The organism is Streptomyces sp. NPDC053069 (genome assembly GCF_044546895.1).
Taxonomy (GTDB): Bacteria; Actinomycetota; Actinomycetes; order Streptomycetales; family Streptomycetaceae; genus Streptomyces.
This window is the reverse complement of the sequence record NZ_JBITZN010000006.1, coordinates 227,575-243,283: the sequence shown is the minus strand read 5'-3', so window position 1 is coordinate 243,283 and position 15,709 is coordinate 227,575. Positions and strand designations below refer to the sequence as shown.

15 protein-coding genes and 1 tRNA gene are annotated in these 15,709 nt (G+C 69.8%); 11 read left to right on the top strand and 5 right to left on the bottom strand.

Features of this window, described 5'->3' with window-relative positions:
• Positions 1-9 precede the first annotated feature (9 nt).
• Complete coding sequence (locus ACIGXP_RS16260; protein ID WP_363213964.1) at positions 10-882, top strand: DUF4429 domain-containing protein; 873 nt, start codon at positions 10-12, stop codon at positions 880-882.
• 18 nt (positions 883-900) lie between these two features.
• On the opposite strand, the gene ACIGXP_RS16255 is transcribed toward ACIGXP_RS16260, so the two are convergent.
• The gene (locus ACIGXP_RS16255; protein WP_399768754.1) at positions 901-2,466 is read right to left on the bottom strand and encodes a fibronectin type III domain-containing protein; all 1,566 of its coding nucleotides are present in this window, start codon (positions 2,464-2,466) and stop codon (positions 901-903) included.
• A 167-nt stretch (positions 2,467-2,633) separates the two neighbouring features.
• Here ACIGXP_RS16255 and ACIGXP_RS16250 point away from each other — a divergent pair, with 167 nt between their 5' ends.
• Positions 2,634-2,891 (top strand): hypothetical protein, encoded by a 258-nt coding sequence (locus ACIGXP_RS16250; protein ID WP_363214048.1) that lies wholly within the window; start codon positions 2,634-2,636, stop codon positions 2,889-2,891.
• Positions 2,892-2,903: 12 nt separating this feature from the next.
• A complete protein-coding gene (gene glmS, locus ACIGXP_RS16245) occupies positions 2,904-4,721 on the top strand; it encodes a glutamine--fructose-6-phosphate transaminase (isomerizing) (RefSeq protein WP_363213962.1) in 1,818 nt (605 codons plus the stop codon).
• A gap of 82 nt (positions 4,722-4,803) precedes the next feature.
• Here the strand turns inward: glmS and ACIGXP_RS16240 are convergent, their stop codons facing one another.
• Together ACIGXP_RS16240 and ACIGXP_RS16235 are read right to left on the bottom strand one after the other, a co-directional pair.
• The gene (locus tag ACIGXP_RS16240) at positions 4,804-5,346 is read right to left on the bottom strand and encodes a hypothetical protein (protein ID WP_399768751.1); all 543 of its coding nucleotides are present in this window, start codon (positions 5,344-5,346) and stop codon (positions 4,804-4,806) included.
• 136 nt (positions 5,347-5,482) lie between these two features.
• On the bottom strand, positions 5,483-6,010 hold the full coding sequence (locus tag ACIGXP_RS16235) for a universal stress protein (RefSeq protein WP_399768749.1): 528 nt from the start codon (positions 6,008-6,010) through the stop codon (positions 5,483-5,485).
• 314 nt (positions 6,011-6,324) lie between these two features.
• Here ACIGXP_RS16235 and ACIGXP_RS16230 point away from each other — a divergent pair, with 314 nt between their 5' ends.
• The 4 genes from ACIGXP_RS16230 to ACIGXP_RS16215 all read left to right on the top strand — a co-directional run bounded on the left by ACIGXP_RS16230 (position 6,325) and on the right by ACIGXP_RS16215 (position 9,122).
• Complete coding sequence (locus ACIGXP_RS16230) at positions 6,325-6,615, top strand: hypothetical protein (protein ID WP_399768747.1); 291 nt, start codon at positions 6,325-6,327, stop codon at positions 6,613-6,615.
• A 379-nt stretch (positions 6,616-6,994) separates the two neighbouring features.
• Positions 6,995-8,212: a helix-turn-helix domain-containing protein gene (locus ACIGXP_RS16225; protein ID WP_363213958.1), complete on the top strand. Its 1,218-nt coding sequence runs from the start codon at positions 6,995-6,997 to the stop codon at positions 8,210-8,212.
• A gap of 128 nt (positions 8,213-8,340) precedes the next feature.
• Positions 8,341-8,949, top strand: coding sequence for an oligoribonuclease (gene orn, locus ACIGXP_RS16220; protein ID WP_363213957.1), 609 nt, complete (start codon positions 8,341-8,343; stop codon positions 8,947-8,949).
• Positions 8,950-9,049: 100 nt separating this feature from the next.
• A tRNA-His gene (locus ACIGXP_RS16215) sits at positions 9,050-9,122 on the top strand.
• A 1-nt stretch (position 9,123) separates the two neighbouring features.
• Here ACIGXP_RS16215 and ACIGXP_RS16210 read toward each other — a convergent pair.
• A complete protein-coding gene (locus ACIGXP_RS16210; protein ID WP_399768745.1) occupies positions 9,124-9,279 on the bottom strand; it encodes a hypothetical protein in 156 nt (51 codons plus the stop codon).
• Between the two features lie 146 nt (positions 9,280-9,425).
• The gene (locus ACIGXP_RS16205) at positions 9,426-10,481 is read right to left on the bottom strand and encodes a LacI family DNA-binding transcriptional regulator (RefSeq protein ID WP_399768743.1); all 1,056 of its coding nucleotides are present in this window, start codon (positions 10,479-10,481) and stop codon (positions 9,426-9,428) included.
• Positions 10,482-10,877: 396 nt separating this feature from the next.
• Between ACIGXP_RS16205 and ACIGXP_RS16200 the strand changes: the two genes are divergently transcribed.
• The 4 genes from ACIGXP_RS16200 (at position 10,878) to ACIGXP_RS16185 (ending at position 15,646) form a co-directional block, all read left to right on the top strand.
• Entirely contained in the window at positions 10,878-12,206 is a 1,329-nt protein-coding gene (locus tag ACIGXP_RS16200) for an extracellular solute-binding protein (protein WP_363213955.1), read from the top strand.
• The gene (locus ACIGXP_RS16195; protein WP_363213954.1) at positions 12,203-13,228 is read left to right on the top strand and encodes a sugar ABC transporter permease; all 1,026 of its coding nucleotides are present in this window, start codon (positions 12,203-12,205) and stop codon (positions 13,226-13,228) included. The genes ACIGXP_RS16200 and ACIGXP_RS16195 overlap by 4 nt, the downstream gene beginning before the upstream one ends.
• Positions 13,225-14,109 carry a carbohydrate ABC transporter permease gene (locus tag ACIGXP_RS16190; RefSeq protein ID WP_399768740.1) on the top strand — a complete coding sequence of 295 codons (885 nt, stop codon included), beginning with the start codon at positions 13,225-13,227 and terminating at the stop codon, positions 14,107-14,109. Before ACIGXP_RS16195 ends, ACIGXP_RS16190 begins: the two co-directional genes overlap by 4 nt.
• Before the next feature lie 106 nt (positions 14,110-14,215).
• Positions 14,216-15,646, top strand: coding sequence for a GH1 family beta-glucosidase (locus ACIGXP_RS16185; RefSeq protein WP_399768738.1), 1,431 nt, complete (start codon positions 14,216-14,218; stop codon positions 15,644-15,646).
• The last annotated feature ends 63 nt before the right edge of the window (positions 15,647-15,709 follow it).

Below are 15,709 nucleotides of genomic sequence, written 5' to 3'. Positions count from 1 at the left end.
AATCCCTCCATGGCGGAAATCATCCAGAAGGACGGCACCTGGACCTTCGACGGCGATGCCCTGCGGCTCACCCCGGGCCGGGACAAGAACGTGAGCCTGCTCCGCCGTGAGCTGGGCGAACTCGTCGTGCCGCTCGGAGCGTTGGCCGGTGTCTCCTTCGAGCAGGGGCGGAAGTCGGGGCGGCTGCGGCTGCGGCTGCGGGACGGGGCCGATCCGCTGACGCAGGCCACCGGCGGCCGGCTCGGCGAGCCGCACGACCCCTACCAGCTGACCGTGGAGTCCGACCGGTACGGCGTCGCCGAGTACTTCGCCGAGGAGGTGCGCAACGCCCTTCTGCTGGACCGCGTTTCACCGGACCCGGTCGGCGAGTACCTGCTGCCGGGCCCGCCCCTGCCGGTGTCCGCCTCGGCCGGGGACGGCACGGCGAGCTTCGACGGGGAGCGGGTGCGGCTGGAGTGGAACTGGAAGACCGAGAACGCCAAGGCGAACGTCGGCACCCGGACCATCCCGCTCGCGGATGTCCTCGGCGTGGAGTGGCAGCCGGCGGCCGGTCTGGAGAACGGGCACCTGCGCTTCCGGGTGCGCGGTGCCCCGGTGACGGCGACGGCCAAGTACGACCCGAACGCGGTCGAGCTGTGGGGCTTCAAGAAGGACCCGCTGATGGCCCTGGTGGCCGCCGCCGTACAGGCCCGGCTGCCGCATCCGGCCGCGGCGGGGCAGGAGACGCCGAAGGATCCGCCGGTGCTCGACAGGGCGCCCGCCGGGAGCGACCACGACGCCCTGCTGCGCCGCCTGCGCGAGCTGGGCGAACTGCACCGCGACGGGGTCCTGACCGAGGAGGAGTTCACCCTGGCCAAGCAGGCGGTCCTCAAGCGCATGTGAGGACCGCCCGCCGGACTGTCACTTCGCCGTGCGGGACACCGTGAAGTGGTCGATGCGGTCGCCGGTCTCGGCGATGCCCGACACCGTCAGGGTGGTCTGGCGGCCCTTCGGCGCGGGGGTGACGTCCACGCGCAGGAAGGAGTAGTTGAGGTAGCGGACCCGGGACCAGGTGACCGTCTCGTTGACCTTGCCGTCCTTGGTGTTGATGAAGGAGGCGACCGAGTCCACCTCGTGCTCGTGGCCCTCGTAGGAGTCCGGGGCGGAGAAGGCGTACAGGCTGCGGCCCGCCGCGCCCGCCGTGACGTAGACCACGCCCTCGGTCTCGGGGTAGGCGGTACCGCCGATCGGGAGCTTCTTGGTGACCTTGTTGTCCTTGATCACGTCGGTGCGCTCGTACTGGTGGTTGTGGCCGTTGATGACCAGGTCCACCTGGTACTTCTCGAACAGCGGCACCCACTCCTGGCGCACGCCCCCCTCCGAGGCGTGCGCCGTGGACGTGCAGTACGCGCAGTGGTGGAAGAACACGACGATGAAGTCGACGTCGTCACAGGCCCGGTACTTCTTCAGCTGGGCCTCGAACCAAGTGGTCTGGGTTCCGCCGGATATGCCCAGGTTCGCCGGGATCTCGAAGGAGACGTCGTTCGGGTCCAGCGAGATGACCGCGGTGTTGCCGTGGACGAAGGAGTAGACACCCGGCAGGTTCCTGGCGTCGGGGCCGTTGTCCGGGAGTGTCCAGCGGGCCTCCTCACCGCCGTAGCCGTTGGGTGAGTACCAGGCCTCCATGTCGTGGTTGCCGTAAGAGACCATCCACGGGATCTGCTTGGCGACCGACTCGGTCTGGTACAGGAACTGGTCCCAGGTGCGGGAGTCGAAGCCGGTGTCGGTGGTCTTGCCCTGGCCGGCCGGGTCGCCGTACGCGATGTCGCCGGCGTGCAGGTGGAAGGCCGGGTTCTGGCCGAGGATCAGGCTGTCGTTGGCCAGGGCGTGGTAGCTGACGCCCTGGTCGCCGAAGGCGGTGAAGGTGAACGGCGCCTTGTGGGCGGGGGCGGTGGTGAAGGTGCCCAGGGTGCCCAGCAGGTGCCGCTCGGCCGGGTCGAAGCCCTCGTGGCCCACGCCGTAGTAGTAGGTCCTGCCCGGGCGCAGGTGGGTGAGCCGGGCGTGCAGGTAGTACTGCGTGTGGTCGCCGCTCGCGCCGACGCCGGCCGGGGTGTAGAGGCTGCGGACCTCGGCCTCGATCTTGCGGGAGAGGTCCCAGGGGTGGGCGCCGATGCGGATGAACGGCTTCTTCACGGCGACCGGGACCTGCCAGGAGACGGTCATCTCCGTGCGGGGGTCGTTGCCGTAGGCGAGGTGGCGGCCGAAGGGGGCGACGAGGGCGCCGTCCACGGTCTCGGTGGCGGGCGCCGTCCGCTGTGTGGGCACGGCCGCCCGGGCGGTGGCACCCGGGACGAACGCGCCGCCCGCGACGGCGCCCAGGGTGACGGCGCCGCCTCTGATCAGGTTGCGCCGCGAGAATCTGGCGCGCAGGTACTCGTGCTGTTCGGCCATGCTCATGCGCTCGGCCAGCTTCTCGGGTACTCCCATACGTGGAATGTCCATGGCGTCCGAAACTCGTGGGCCCGGGCAACGAGATGCAAGACACAGAGTGGACAGCTTGCGAACAGAGATCCAACAGCACTCACGGCGGACGTCTGCCCGAAATCGGGCACGCTCCTTGCGAAACCGTGGCCCCGTACCTCAGGATCTACCGGGTGCACGACGAACTCGTTGATCATCTGACGCGGTCCACGCCCCTTGCCCGGGGCGAGGCGCTGCGTGTGATCCAGGACGTGCTCGCCTATTTCGACGAGTCGACGGAGGGCTACGTCCGTCGCCGTCACCGTGAACTGCAGGCCCAGGGCCTGGTCAACGCGGAGATCTTCGAACAGATCTCGGCGGACCTCAAGTACCGAGCGGTGGCACCGCCCGAGCTGACGCTCAGGCAGCTGCGCCGCATCGTCTACGGCTAGGAATACCTATACATGTGCGGAATTGTCGGATACATCGGGAAGCGTGACGTGGCCCCGCTGCTGCTCGAAGGGCTGCAGCGGCTGGAATACCGCGGCTACGACTCGGCGGGCATCGTCGTCACCTCCCCGAAGGCGCCCGGCCTGAAGATGGTCAAGGCCAAGGGCCGGGTGCGCGACCTGGAGGCCAAGGTCCCGGCGCGCTTCAAGGGCACCACCGGCATCGCCCACACCCGCTGGGCCACCCACGGCGCCCCCTCCGACGTCAACGCCCACCCGCACATGTCGGCCGACAACAAGGTCGCCGTCGTCCACAACGGCATCATCGACAACGCCGCCGACCTGCGCCGCAAGCTGGAGGCGGACGGCGTCGAGTTCCTCTCCGAGACCGACACCGAGGTGCTCACCCACCTCATCGCCCGCGCCACGGCCGAGAAGCTGGAGGACAAGGTCCGCCAGGCGGTCCGGGTGATCGAGGGCACCTACGGCATCGCGGTGCTGCACGCCGACTTCCCCGACCGGATCGTGGTGGCCCGCAACGGCTCCCCGGTCGTCCTCGGCATCGGCGAGAAGGAGATGTTCGTCGCCTCCGACATCGCCGCCCTGGTCACCCACACCCGGCAGATAGTGACCCTCGACGACGGCGAGATGGCCACGCTCAAGGCCGACGACTTCCGCACCTACACCACCGAGGGCACGCGCACCACCGCCGAGCCCACCACGGTGGAGTGGGAGGCCGAGTCGTACGACATGGGCGGCCACGACACCTACATGCACAAGGAGATCTTCGAGCAGGCCGACGCCGTGGACCGCGTGCTGCGCGGCCGCATCGACGACCGCTTCTCCACCGTGCACCTCGGCGGCCTCAACCTGGACGCCCGCGAGGCCCGGCAGATCCGCCGCGTGAAGATCCTCGGCTGCGGCACCTCGTACCACGCGGGCATGATCGGCGCCCAGATGATAGAGGAGCTGGCCCGTATCCCGGCGGACGCCGAGCCGGCGTCGGAGTTCCGCTACCGCAACGCGGTCGTGGACCCCGACACCCTGTACGTCGCCGTCTCCCAGTCCGGTGAGACGTACGACGTCCTCGCCGCCGTCCAGGAGCTGAAGCGCAAGGGCGCCAAGGTCTTCGGCGTCGTCAACGTCGTCGGCTCGGCGATCGCCCGCGAGGCGGACGCCGGGATCTACGTGCACGCGGGCCCCGAGGTGTGCGTGGTCTCGACGAAGTGCTTCACGAACATGACGGTGGCCTTCGCCCTGCTCGCCCTGCACCTGGGCCGCACCCGTGATCTCTCGGTCCGCGACGGCAAGCGGATCATCCAGGGCCTGCGCAAGCTGCCCGAGCAGATCACCGAGATCCTCAAGCAGGAGGAGCAGATCAAGGAGCTGGCCGAGCTGTACGCCGACGCCCGCTCGATGCTCTTCATCGGCCGTGTCCGGGGCTACCCGGTGGCCCGTGAGGCCTCCCTGAAGCTCAAGGAGGTCTCCTACATCCACGCCGAGGCCTACCCCGCCTCCGAGCTGAAGCACGGCCCGCTGGCCCTGATCGAGCCGGCTCTGCCGACGGTGGCGATCGTCCCCGACGACGACCTGCTGGAGAAGAACCGCGCGGCCCTGGAGGAGATCAAGGCCCGCAGCGGCAAGATCCTCGCGGTGGCCCACCAGCACCAGGACAAGGCCGACCAGACGATCGTCGTCCCCAAGAACGAGGACGAGCTCGACCCGATCCTGATGGGCATCCCGCTCCAGCTGCTGGCGTACCACACGGCGAAGGCGCTGGGCCGGGACATCGACAAGCCGAGGAACCTGGCGAAGTCGGTGACGGTGGAGTAATTCCGCGACAACAGATCCGCGACAACGGAAAGGACCCCCGCGTGGCCACCTTCACGCGGGGGTCCTTCCGTGCTGCTGCTCATCAGCCGGCGGCCGTCACCCCCCGGCCCGCAGCACGCCCGGGAAGCGCCGTCGGCCAGTGCGCCAGCGCGGCCGTGGCGGCGTACCACGCCACCGCACCGGAGACGGCGGCCACCCAGCCCCCGACCTTGGCCAGGGAAGAGCTGTCGGCGAAGGCCGCGACGGCCAGCACCAGCATCGCCAGGAACAGCAGCCCGTGCATGAGCTGACCCAGGCCGTCCCCGCCCGCGAGGGTCAACGTGAGCGCCACGAGGGCGAACAGGAGCAGAAAGAGCCCGGCCGCGTCGGCGGAGGAGTGACCGCCGGCCGCCCAGGTGAACCACAGCGCGCCGAGGGCCACGAAGCCCGTTCCGGAAACGCCGTCGCCGCCGCGGAAGGCCAGCAGGCCGACCAGGAACAGAGCAACTCCGCCCACGTAATGGGCGACTGACACGGCGTCGGACGCGGCCACGCCGTGGATCACGCCTGTCGTACCGAGGCCGAACGCCAACAGGGTTATTCCCAGGGCGAGTCGGCCGACCACCGTAGTACTTCCGTTGTCCACGGCGGGCTCCCTTCATGTCGTGCAGTTGCGCGGTGACCGATATATGCCCTTCACAAGGGCACAAACCACCTCTACGCGCGAGTAGTTTCGCGCTGTACAAAGGGAGTCGCCGTACTGCTCCGGGGAGTTGGGAGCGTCAGGGAATGACGATCACGGGCCGCCGGGCCCGCTTGGCGAGCCGCCCCGCGACGGAGCCGAAGATCCGGCCGACGATGCCGTGCGTGGAGCCGACGACGATCGCGTCCGCCTCGTACTCCTTGCCGACCTCCTCCAGCTCGTGGCAGATGTCACCGCCGCGCTCCACGAGGATCCACGGCACCTCGGCCAGGTAGTCCGCGCACGCCAGTTCCAGACCGAGGACCTCGGTGCGGTGGTCCGGCACGTCGACGAAGACGGGCGGCTCGCAGCCGGCCCACACGGTGGTCGGCAGCCGGTTGGCGACATGGACGATGATCAGGCCGGAGTGGGAGCGGTGGGCCATGCCGATGGCGTAGGCGAGGGCTCGCTCACTGGAGGTCGAGCCGTCGAAGCCGACGACGACTCCGTGCCGGAAGGCGGGATCGCAGGAAGGGCGTGACGCTTCCGCCGCCAGGGGATCGGCCGCCGTGGGGTCGGCGACCGGCCGCTTGCGGTCCGCGGGTTCGAAGAATTCGTGACCGGCCATGGCTGTCTCGGCGTTGTGATCCTTTATGGGTGGGACGACAGTGTGCGGCGGAGCTGTGTCCGGGAAACATCTTCCCAACCCCATACCCCCAAGGGTACGGCGGCACGCCTCCTGAGCCCAGATCCCGCGCACGCTCCGTAAGCGGTCCCCGACATCCGTAGGGGTTCACCGGAGCATGCACGAGCCGCGCCCGTAACGCAATGGTTGCTGCCCCGTACAGGCGGTTTGCTCAGGATTCACAGACGTACGGGCGGTGACCGACCGCTCGAACAGACGTTGAACCGGGTGAGCCACCGCCACAGGGAGTACGAGAGATGCCCCGTCCCCGATCCACCTCCGATCCGCACTCCGCGCCGGACACCGTGAGTGATGTGATCCGCTGGGCCGCCTTCAGCTGCGTCCTCGTCCCCGTCGTCCTGGTCTGGTACGGCACCTCGCTGGCCGGCGCGGCGGGCGCGGCGCTGGGTCTGGCCGCCGTCACGGCCGTGTGCCGGATCCTGCTGCGCCGGTCGGAGCGGTGCGCCGAGCGGAACGCGCGCGGCCGCAGGCGTTGCCCGAAGCAAAGAGGCGGACGTCACACCCGCAGACGGACACCGGTCGACTGACCTGTTTCCGTACCCCCGAACGTATCTTTTCAGCCAACTTCTGAATGTCGCCCAACAGGCCCTCCAACCACCCTCCAACCCCCGTTCGACCTGCACGGAAAGGGTCTACGGGCAGTTGCGCACCCTACGCGGTTTGGCCACTGCGACAAGGCGCACTTCCCTCCACGCTCCGCGAGTGCAACGCTTCGTGATCGAATGCTTCACGCCAAGTTGTCATGTCGACAATCTGGGGCGTGTGGAACTGGTCACCGTGAGACCGCGGGAGCCAGTAGATTCGATCTTGACTGTCTTTACGGCGGGGGACTCGTGCAGGACCGAGGGGAAACGTGCAGGAGCGACACAACCGAGGAGCCGCGACCACCGAGGGGGGCTTAGCAGTATGAGCCACGACTCCACTGCCGCGCCGGAAGCCGCGGCCCGGAAGCTTTCCGGGCGCCGCCGCAAGGAGATCGTCGCGGTGCTGCTGTTCAGCGGCGGCCCCATCTTCGAGAGTTCCATTCCGCTGTCGGTGTTCGGAATCGACCGCCAGGACGCCGGCGTCCCGCGCTACCGACTGCTGGTGTGCGCCGGAGAGGAAGGTCCGCTGCGGACCACAGGGGGCCTGGAACTCACCGCACCGCATGGACTGGAGGCGATATCGCGCGCCGGGACGGTCGTCGTACCGGCCTGGCGTTCGATCACCGCGCCGCCACCGGAGGAAGCGCTCGACGCACTGCGCCGGGCGCATGAGGAGGGTGCCCGGATCGTCGGGCTGTGCACGGGCGCGTTCGTGCTCGCGGCAGCCGGACTGCTGGACGGCCGCCCGGCGACCACTCACTGGATGTACGCGCCGACGCTGGCCAAGCGCTATCCGTCGGTGCACGTCGATCCACGTGAGCTGTTCGTCGACGACGGCGATGTGCTCACGTCGGCGGGTACGGCGGCCGGAATCGATCTCTGTCTCCACATCGTGCGGTCGGACCACGGCAACGAGGCGGCCGGCGCGCTCGCCCGGCGCCTGGTCGTGCCACCGCGCCGCAGCGGCGGTCAGGAGCGCTATCTGGACAGGTCTTTACCAGAGGAGATCGGCGCCGACCCGCTGGCCGAGGTCGTCGCCTGGGCGCTGGAACACCTCCACGAGCAGTTCGACGTGGAGACCCTGGCGGCACGCGCCTATATGAGCCGCCGTACGTTCGACCGCCGGTTCCGTTCGCTGACGGGCAGCGCGCCGCTGCAATGGCTGATCACGCAGCGTGTGCTCCAGGCCCAACGGCTGCTGGAGACGTCGGACTACTCCGTGGACGAGGTGGCGGGCCGGTGCGGCTTCCGCTCCCCCGTCGCGCTGCGCGGGCACTTCCGCCGCCAGCTCGGCTCGTCCCCCGCCGCCTACCGGGCCGCCTACCGGGCCCGCAGGCCGCAGGGCGACAGGCAGGCCGACACGGAGCCGCCGGTGCACGCCGCAGGCCAGCCGGGCGCGGCCATGGGTCTGACGGGCCCCGGCCCGATGGGCCACGCACCCGTGCTGCACCCGGACCGCGACAGCGGCGTACCGATGCAGAGCCGCCGCACAGCGGCGGGGGCGGTGGGGCTGCTGCCGGGGCCGCGGAGCGGTAGCTGAGAGAAGGGGGGCGAGCAGGCACTCGCCCCCCTTTTCTTTTGCGCAGCCCCGTTTCCGGCGCGGCCCCCAGCATGCTCAGCGCCAGCACAGGGCGTCACAAAAGCCCAGGCCCGCTTTAGGGTGGTCGCATGAACGATCGCATGGTGTGGATCGACTGCGAGATGACCGGCCTCTCGCTGTCCGAAGACGCTCTCATCGAGGTGGCCGCCCTCGTCACCGACTCCGAGCTGAACGTACTCGGCGAGGGGGTGGACATCGTCATCCGCCCGCCGGAGCAGGCGCTGGAGACGATGCCGGAGGTGGTGCGTCAGATGCACACCGCGTCCGGGCTGCTCGCCGAACTGGAGAACGGTACGACCCTCCAGGACGCCGAGCAGCAGGTCCTCGCGTATGTGAAGGAATACGTGAAGGAGCCCGGCAAGGCCCCCCTGTGCGGCAACTCCGTCGGCACGGACCGCGGCTTCCTGGAGCGGGACATGGCGGCCCTGGAGAGCTACCTCCACTACCGGATCGTGGACGTCTCCAGCATCAAGGAGCTGGCCCGCCGCTGGTACCCGAGGGCGTACTTCAACAGCCCGGAGAAGAACGGCAACCACCGGGCCCTCGCCGACATCCGCGAGTCGATCGCCGAGCTGCGCTACTACCGCGAGGCCATCTTCGTCCCGCAGCCCGGCCCCGACTCCGACACCGCGAAGGCGATCGCCGCCAAACACGTCCTGCCGGCGCAGCACAGCTGAGAAGAGGGGCTCGCGAAAACGTGTGCGCGAGCACCCCTTCGGACCCTGTAGACTTCTTCTCGGCCGGTCGGGGAAACGACAAGTTCCACCGCCGGTCGTGGTGGGTGTAGCTCAGCTGGTAGAGCACCTGGTTGTGGTCCAGGATGTCGCGGGTTCGAGTCCCGTCACTCACCCTCACCGATCAGCCGGTGACTCCGTCGCGAGACGGGTCACCGGCTGATTCTTTTGTGCCGTACTGGCCGTGGCAGGCACCGCCCGGGTGAACAGCGAGCCGAGGACGGCCACGCCCACCGAGCCGCCGAGGGTGCGGAACAGATTCGTCGCCGCCATGGCCGCCCCCGTGTCCCGCAGCTCCACGCTGTTCTGCGAGCGCCCGTGCCGGGCATGCGGGCGCCGTCACCGGCCCCGTGCCGGGCCCCGGCCCAGGTGCGCCGCCAACCACGACGACGAGCAGCGGCCCCGACCCCCGCGCGGCCCTACGACGACGCCCGTGTCACCAGCTCCGTGGGCAGCACCGCGTGCTGCCGCTCCAGTCCCCGGGACAGGGGCGGGCGGCGGTCGGCGACTTCCGTGAGGAGCAGGTCGATCATCGCGCGGCCCATCTCCTCGATGGGCTGGCGCACGCTGGTGAGCGGCGGATCCATGTGGCGGGCGATGGCGGAGTCGTCGTAGCCGACCAGCGCCACGTCGTCCGGGATACGGCGGCCCGCCTCACGCAGCACCTGCCGGGCGCCGGCCGCCATCACGTCCGAGCCGGCGAAGACCGCGTCCAGGTCCGGGCGCCGCTGCAGCAGCACGGTCATCGCCCGGCGACCGCCCTCCTCCGTGAAGTCCCCCGGCGCGACGAGGAGTTCGTCCGGCTCGCGGCCCGCGTCACGCAGGGCGTCGCGGTAGCCGTCGAGGCGGCGCTGGGCGCCGTAGACGTCGAGGCGGCCGGTGATGTGGGCGATGCGGGTGCGCCCCCGGGACAGCAGGTGCTCCACCGCCGAGCGGGCGCCACCGTAGTTGTCCGAGTCCACCGAGGTGAGCGTCTCGCCGGCCGAGCGGGGGCCGCTGATCACGGCCGGGATCTCCAGCTGGGCCAGCAGGTCGGGCAGGGGGTCGTCGGCGTGGACCGAGACGAGCAGGACGCCGTCCACCCGGTGGGCCGCCAGGTACTGCGCGAGGCGCTGCCGCTCCCGGTCACTGCCCGCGAAGATCAGCAGCAATTGCATTTCGGTGTCGGAGAGCTGGGAGCCGACACCGCGCAGCATGTCCGAGAAGTACGGCTCCGCGAAGAACCGGGTCTCCGGTTCGGGGACCACGAGGGCGATGGCGTCGGTGCGGTTGGCCGCGAGGGCGCGGGCCGCCGTGTTGGGGACGTAGCCGAGCTCGGCCACGGCCGCCTCGACCGCGGCGCGGGTGGCGTCGCTGACCCGGGGCGAGCCGTTGATCACCCGCGAGACCGTGCCCCGGCCGACCCCGGCCCGGGCGGCGACCTCCTCGAGCGTGGGCCGGCCCCCGCCGCGGCCCCGCGCTCCGTGGCTTGCCATGGGCTCCGCCTCTCTCGACCGACTCCTGGTGCTGGCTGGAATGTAACAGCACCGTTCGCTGCCGTTGCCGTCCCAGGGGCTGCGCCCCCGGGCCCCCGTTCCCTGCCTCCGGCCGACCGCCGGACGGGCCGGCCGAGCGGCGACCGGCGCCCGGAGACACCGGAGAACACCGGCCCCCTTAACGGGCCGATAACTGAACGCGCTTGCCGATGTCCGCTCCCTTGACACCCCGCGCCGAACCGGCGACTCTTCAACACATCACTGGTGGGAGCGCTCCCACAGTACCTGACACCTACACAACCCGCACGTTCCCCGCCCGAGCCGCAGCGCGTACGAACGGGCCCGATTCCATGCAGTCGGCCGGGGGGTCGGCACGTCAGGCAACAGGAGGACGCAATGCGCACGAGCATCCGCCGGTCCCAGCGGCTGATGGCCCTCGCGGCCGTGGCCGCGCTGACCACGGGGCTGCTGGCCGGCTGTGCCAAGGACGCGGACGACGGCTCGTCCAACGACTCGGACGGCGGCGGAAACGGCAAGGGCAAGATCACGCTGACCATCGGCACCTTCGGTGTCTTCGGCTACAAGCAGGCCGGCCTCTACGACGAGTACATGAAGCAGCATCCGGACATCAACATCAAGGAGAACGTCACCACCCGTACCGACGTGTACTGGCCGAAGGTGCTCACCCGCCTCCAGGCCGGCTCCGGAACGGACGACATCGAGGCCATCGAGATCGGCAACATCACCGAGGCCGTGCAGACCCAGGCGGACAAGTTCCTCGACCTCGGCAAGGAGGTCGACAAGTCGCAGTGGCTGGACTGGAAGAACGCCCAGGCCACCACCAAGGACGGCAAGCTCATCGGGCTCGGGACCGACACCGGGCCGATGGCCATCTGCTACCGCAAGGACCTCTTCCAGCAGGCCGGGCTGCCGACCGACCGGACCAAGCTCGCCCGGATGTGGAAGGGCGACTGGAGCAAGTACGTCGACGTCGGCAAGCAGTACATGAAGAAGGCCCCCAAGGGCACCAAGTTCGTGGACTCCGCCGCCTCCGTCTACATGGCGGCGGTGGGCGGCGCGAGCGAGCGGTACTACGACAAGGACGGCAACGTCGTCTGGGACAGGTCCGAGGGCGTGAAGAAGGCCTGGGACGCCGCCATGACCGCCGCCACCAGCGACATGTCGGCGAAGCTCAAGCAGTTCGACCCGACCTGGGACCAGGGATTCGCCAACGGCACCTTCGCGTCCGTCGCCTGCCCGGCCTGGATGATCGGCTACATCGAGCAGAAGTCCGGTGACTCCGGCAAGGGCAAGTGGGACGTGGCGGCGGCGCCGGCGGCGTCGAACTGGGGCGGCTCCTTCCTCGGCGTACCGACCGCGACCAGGCACCAGAAGGAGGCCGTCGCGCTGGCGAAGTGGCTGACCGCGCCCGAGCAGCAGGCGAAGGTCTTCGCCAAGCAGGCCAGCTTCCCGTCGACCCCCTCGGTGTACCCGACCCTGAAGCCGCAGGCCGACACCACGGCGTACTTCTCGGGCGCCCCGATCACCCAGATCTTCTCCGACTCGGCGAAGACCATCCCGGCACAGCCCCTCGGCGCCAAGGACAAGCCGATCGACAACGCGATCAGCGACATCGGCATCCTCCAGGTCGAGCAGAAGGGCAAGTCGCCCGCGCAGGGCTGGGACGCCGCGGCCAAGGAGATCAAGGACGTGCTCGGCCAGTGACCAGCCCCGAGCAGGCCCTCGCGCACTCCGCGACGAGCGCCGACGCCGCGCCCGGTACCCCGCCGGGCGCGGCCCGGGACGCTCACGGTCGCGGTACGCCGGCGGGCGCCGACTCCTGGCGCAGCCGGCTGTACCGCTGGGACATGAAGGCGTCGCCGTACGCGTTCGTGTCCCCGTTCTTCGTCCTGTTCGCGGCGTTCACCCTGGTCCCGCTGCTCTACACGGCCTGGTACTCGCTGCACCACGTGCAGCTGTCCGCGCTGGACCACCAGACCTGGGCGGGCCTGGACAACTACCAGAACCTGTGGTCCTCGGACTTCTTCTGGAACGCCCTGAAGAACACCCTGACCATCGGGGTCATCTCCACCGTGCCGCAGCTGCTGGCCGCGATCGGGCTGGCCCATCTGCTGAACTACAGGCTGCGCGGCTCGACCGTCTGGCGCGTGGTGATGCTGACCCCGTACGCCACCTCGGTGGCCGCGGCGACCCTGGTGTTCACGCTGCTGTACTCGTGGGACGGCGGCATGGTCAACTGGATCCTGCACTTCTTCGGGGCGGACCCGGTCAACTGGCGCGAGTCCGACTGGGGTTCGCAGTTCGCGGTCTCGTCGATCGTGATCTGGCGGTGGACCGGCTACAACGCGCTGATCTATCTGGCGGCCATGCAGGCGATCCCGACCGACCTGTACGAGTCGGCGGCGATCGACGGCGCCAACCGCTGGCAGCAGTTCCGGCATGTGACGATCCCGCAGCTGCGCCCGACCATCCTCTTCACGGTCGTGGTCTCCACCATCGGCGCGACCCAGCTCTTCGGTGAGCCGCTGCTGTTCGGCGGGGTCAGCGGGTCCAAGGGCGGCTCGGAGCACCAGTTCCAGACGCTCGGCCTGTACATGTACGACCAGGGCTGGATCATCGGCAACCTCGGCAAGGCGTCCGCGATCGCCTGGTCGATGTTCCTGATCCTGCTGCTCGTCGCCGCGGTCAATCTGCTGCTCACCCGACGGCTGAGGAAGTCCCAATGACCACCAGTGAACTGACGCTGCCCCGGAAGGCGCCCCGCCGCCCGGGCCGGATGGGCGCGGGCAAGCAGCTGCACGCGGGTCCGGTGACGTACGTCGTGCTCACCGTCTTCGCGCTGGTCTCCCTGGCCCCGCTGGTGTGGACGGCCATCGCGGCCTCCCGCACCGACCGGAGGCTGGCCGAGACCCCGCCGCCGCTGTGGTTCGGCGGCAACCTGTTCAAGAACCTGCAGAGCGCCTGGGACCAGGCGGGGCTCGGTACCGCGATGTTCAACTCGGTGATCGTGGCGGGCACGATCACGGTGAGCACGGTGCTGTTCTCCACGCTGGCCGGCTTCGCCTTCGCCAAGCTGCGGTTCCGTTTCTCCGGCCTGCTGCTCCTGCTGACCATCGGCACGATGATGATCCCGCCGCAGCTGGCCGTCGTACCGCTGTACTTGTGGATGTCGGACCTCGGCTGGTCCAACCAGCTGCAGACGGTGATCCTGCCGAGCCTGGTGACCGCGTTCGGTACGTTCTTCATGCGGCAGTACCTGGTGCAGGCGCTGCCGACGGAGCTGATCGAGGCGGCCCGGGTGGACGGCGCGAGCAGCATCCGGATCGTCTGGCACGTGGTCTTCCCGGCGGCGCGTCCGGCCATGGCCGTACTCGGCCTGCTGACGTTCGTGTTCGCCTGGAACGACTTCCTGTGGCCGATCATCGCCCTGAACCAGCAGAACCCGACCGTGCAGGTGGCCCTGAACTCGCTCGGCACCGGCTATGTCCCGGACCAGGCGGTGATCATGGCGGGCGCGCTGCTGGGCACGCTGCCGCTGCTGATCGCGTTCGTCCTGTTCGGCAAGCAGATCGTGGGCGGGATCATGCAGGGCGCGATCAAGGGCTGAGAACCCCTCCCAGGGGCCGGGCCACCACCACCCCGGCCCCTCCGGATCCTCTCCATCCCCCCCGCACTACGCCAGGTCTCCTACGACCCCCAATGGGAGCGCTTCCATGCCCGAACCCGTTACCTCCGTGACCTTTCCTTCCGCCTTCCTCTGGGGTGCCGCGACCTCGGCGTACCAGATCGAGGGGGCGGTGCGGGAGGACGGCCGCACGCCCTCGATCTGGGACACCTTCAGCCATACGCCGGGCAGGACGGCCGGCGGTGACACCGGGGACATCGCCGTCGACCATTACCACCGCTACCGCGACGACGTGGCGCTGATGGCGGAGCTGGGCCTGAGCGCGTACCGCTTCTCGGTCTCCTGGCCCCGGGTGCAGCCGACGGGCCGGGGCCCCGTGGTCCAGCGCGGTCTGGACTTCTACCGCCGCCTGGTGGACGAACTCCTCGCCCGGGGCATCAGGCCGGCGCTCACCCTCTACCACTGGGACCTGCCGCAGGAGCTGGAGGACGCGGGCGGCTGGCCGCAGCGGGACACCGCGTTCCGGTTCGCCGAGTACGCCCGGCTGGTCGGCGAGGCGCTGGGCGACCGGGTGGAGCAGTGGATCACCCTCAACGAGCCCTGGTGCAGCGCCTTCCTGGGATACGGCTCCGGCGTCCACGCCCCCGGCCGTACCGACCCGGCAGCCTCCCTGCGCGCCGCCCACCACTTGAACCTCGCACACGGCCTGGCGGCTTCGGCCCTGCGCTCGGTGATGCCGGCCCGGAACGAGATCGCGATCAGCCTCAACTCGTCCGTGGTACGGCCGCTTTCCCAGGACCCCGCCGACATCGCGGCGGCCCGCAGGATAGACGACCTGGCCAACGGCGTCTTCCACGGCCCGATGCTGCACGGCGCGTACCCCGCGTCGCTGCTGGAGGCGACGGCCTCGGTCACCGACTGGTCGTACGTCCTCGACGGCGACACACGCACGATCAACGTGCCGCTGGACGCGCTGGGCCTGAACTACTACACCCCGGCCCTGGTCTCGGCCGCGTCCGGCGGGACCGCGGGTCCCCGGGCGGACGGCCACGGCGCCAGCGACCACTCCCCCTGGCCGGGCGCCGACGACGTGCGGTTCCACCAGACGCCGGGCGAGCGCACCGAGATGGGCTGGACCATCGACCCGACGGGCCTGTACGACCTGCTCCTGCGCTACACCCGCGAGGCGCCGGGTCTGCCCCTCTACATCACGGAGAACGGCGCCGCCTACGACGACAAACCCGACCCCGACGGCCGCGTCCACGACCCCGAGCGCATCGCCTACCTGCACGACCACCTCGCGGCGGTCCGCCGGGCCATCACCGACGGCGCCGACGTCCGCGGCTACTACCTGTGGTCCCTGCTGGACAACTTCGAGTGGGCGTACGGCTACGGGAAGCGGTTCGGGGCGGTGTACGTGGACTACGGGACGCTGGAGCGGACACCGAAGTCGAGCGCGCGGTGGTATGGGGAGGTGGCCCGGACGGGGGTGTTGCCGGGGGTGGAGCCTGGAGTCTGAGCATGCCGGGACGGCGTGCGGCAGTAAAGGGAGTACCGCACCCCGCGTCTGCCGAGGTCGGTT

Coding starts and splice junctions, on each gene's coding strand:
- ACIGXP_RS16260 (WP_363213964.1), top strand. CDS start 10: ATGGCGGAAATCATCCAGAAGGACGGCACCTGGACCTTCGACGGCGAT.
- ACIGXP_RS16255 (WP_399768754.1), bottom strand. CDS start 2,466: ATGGGAGTACCCGAGAAGCTGGCCGAGCGCATGAGCATGGCCGAACAG.
- glmS (WP_363213962.1), top strand. CDS start 2,904: ATGTGCGGAATTGTCGGATACATCGGGAAGCGTGACGTGGCCCCGCTG.
- ACIGXP_RS16235 (WP_399768749.1), bottom strand. CDS start 6,010: ATGGCCGGTCACGAATTCTTCGAACCCGCGGACCGCAAGCGGCCGGTC.
- ACIGXP_RS16230 (WP_399768747.1), top strand. CDS start 6,325: ATGCCCCGTCCCCGATCCACCTCCGATCCGCACTCCGCGCCGGACACC.
- ACIGXP_RS16225 (WP_363213958.1), top strand. CDS start 6,995: ATGAGCCACGACTCCACTGCCGCGCCGGAAGCCGCGGCCCGGAAGCTT.
- orn (WP_363213957.1), top strand. CDS start 8,341: ATGAACGATCGCATGGTGTGGATCGACTGCGAGATGACCGGCCTCTCG.
- ACIGXP_RS16210 (WP_399768745.1), bottom strand. CDS start 9,279: ATGGCGGCGACGAATCTGTTCCGCACCCTCGGCGGCTCGGTGGGCGTG.
- ACIGXP_RS16205 (WP_399768743.1), bottom strand. CDS start 10,481: ATGGCAAGCCACGGAGCGCGGGGCCGCGGCGGGGGCCGGCCCACGCTC.
- ACIGXP_RS16200 (WP_363213955.1), top strand. CDS start 10,878: ATGCGCACGAGCATCCGCCGGTCCCAGCGGCTGATGGCCCTCGCGGCC.
- ACIGXP_RS16190 (WP_399768740.1), top strand. CDS start 13,225: ATGACCACCAGTGAACTGACGCTGCCCCGGAAGGCGCCCCGCCGCCCG.
- ACIGXP_RS16185 (WP_399768738.1), top strand. CDS start 14,216: ATGCCCGAACCCGTTACCTCCGTGACCTTTCCTTCCGCCTTCCTCTGG.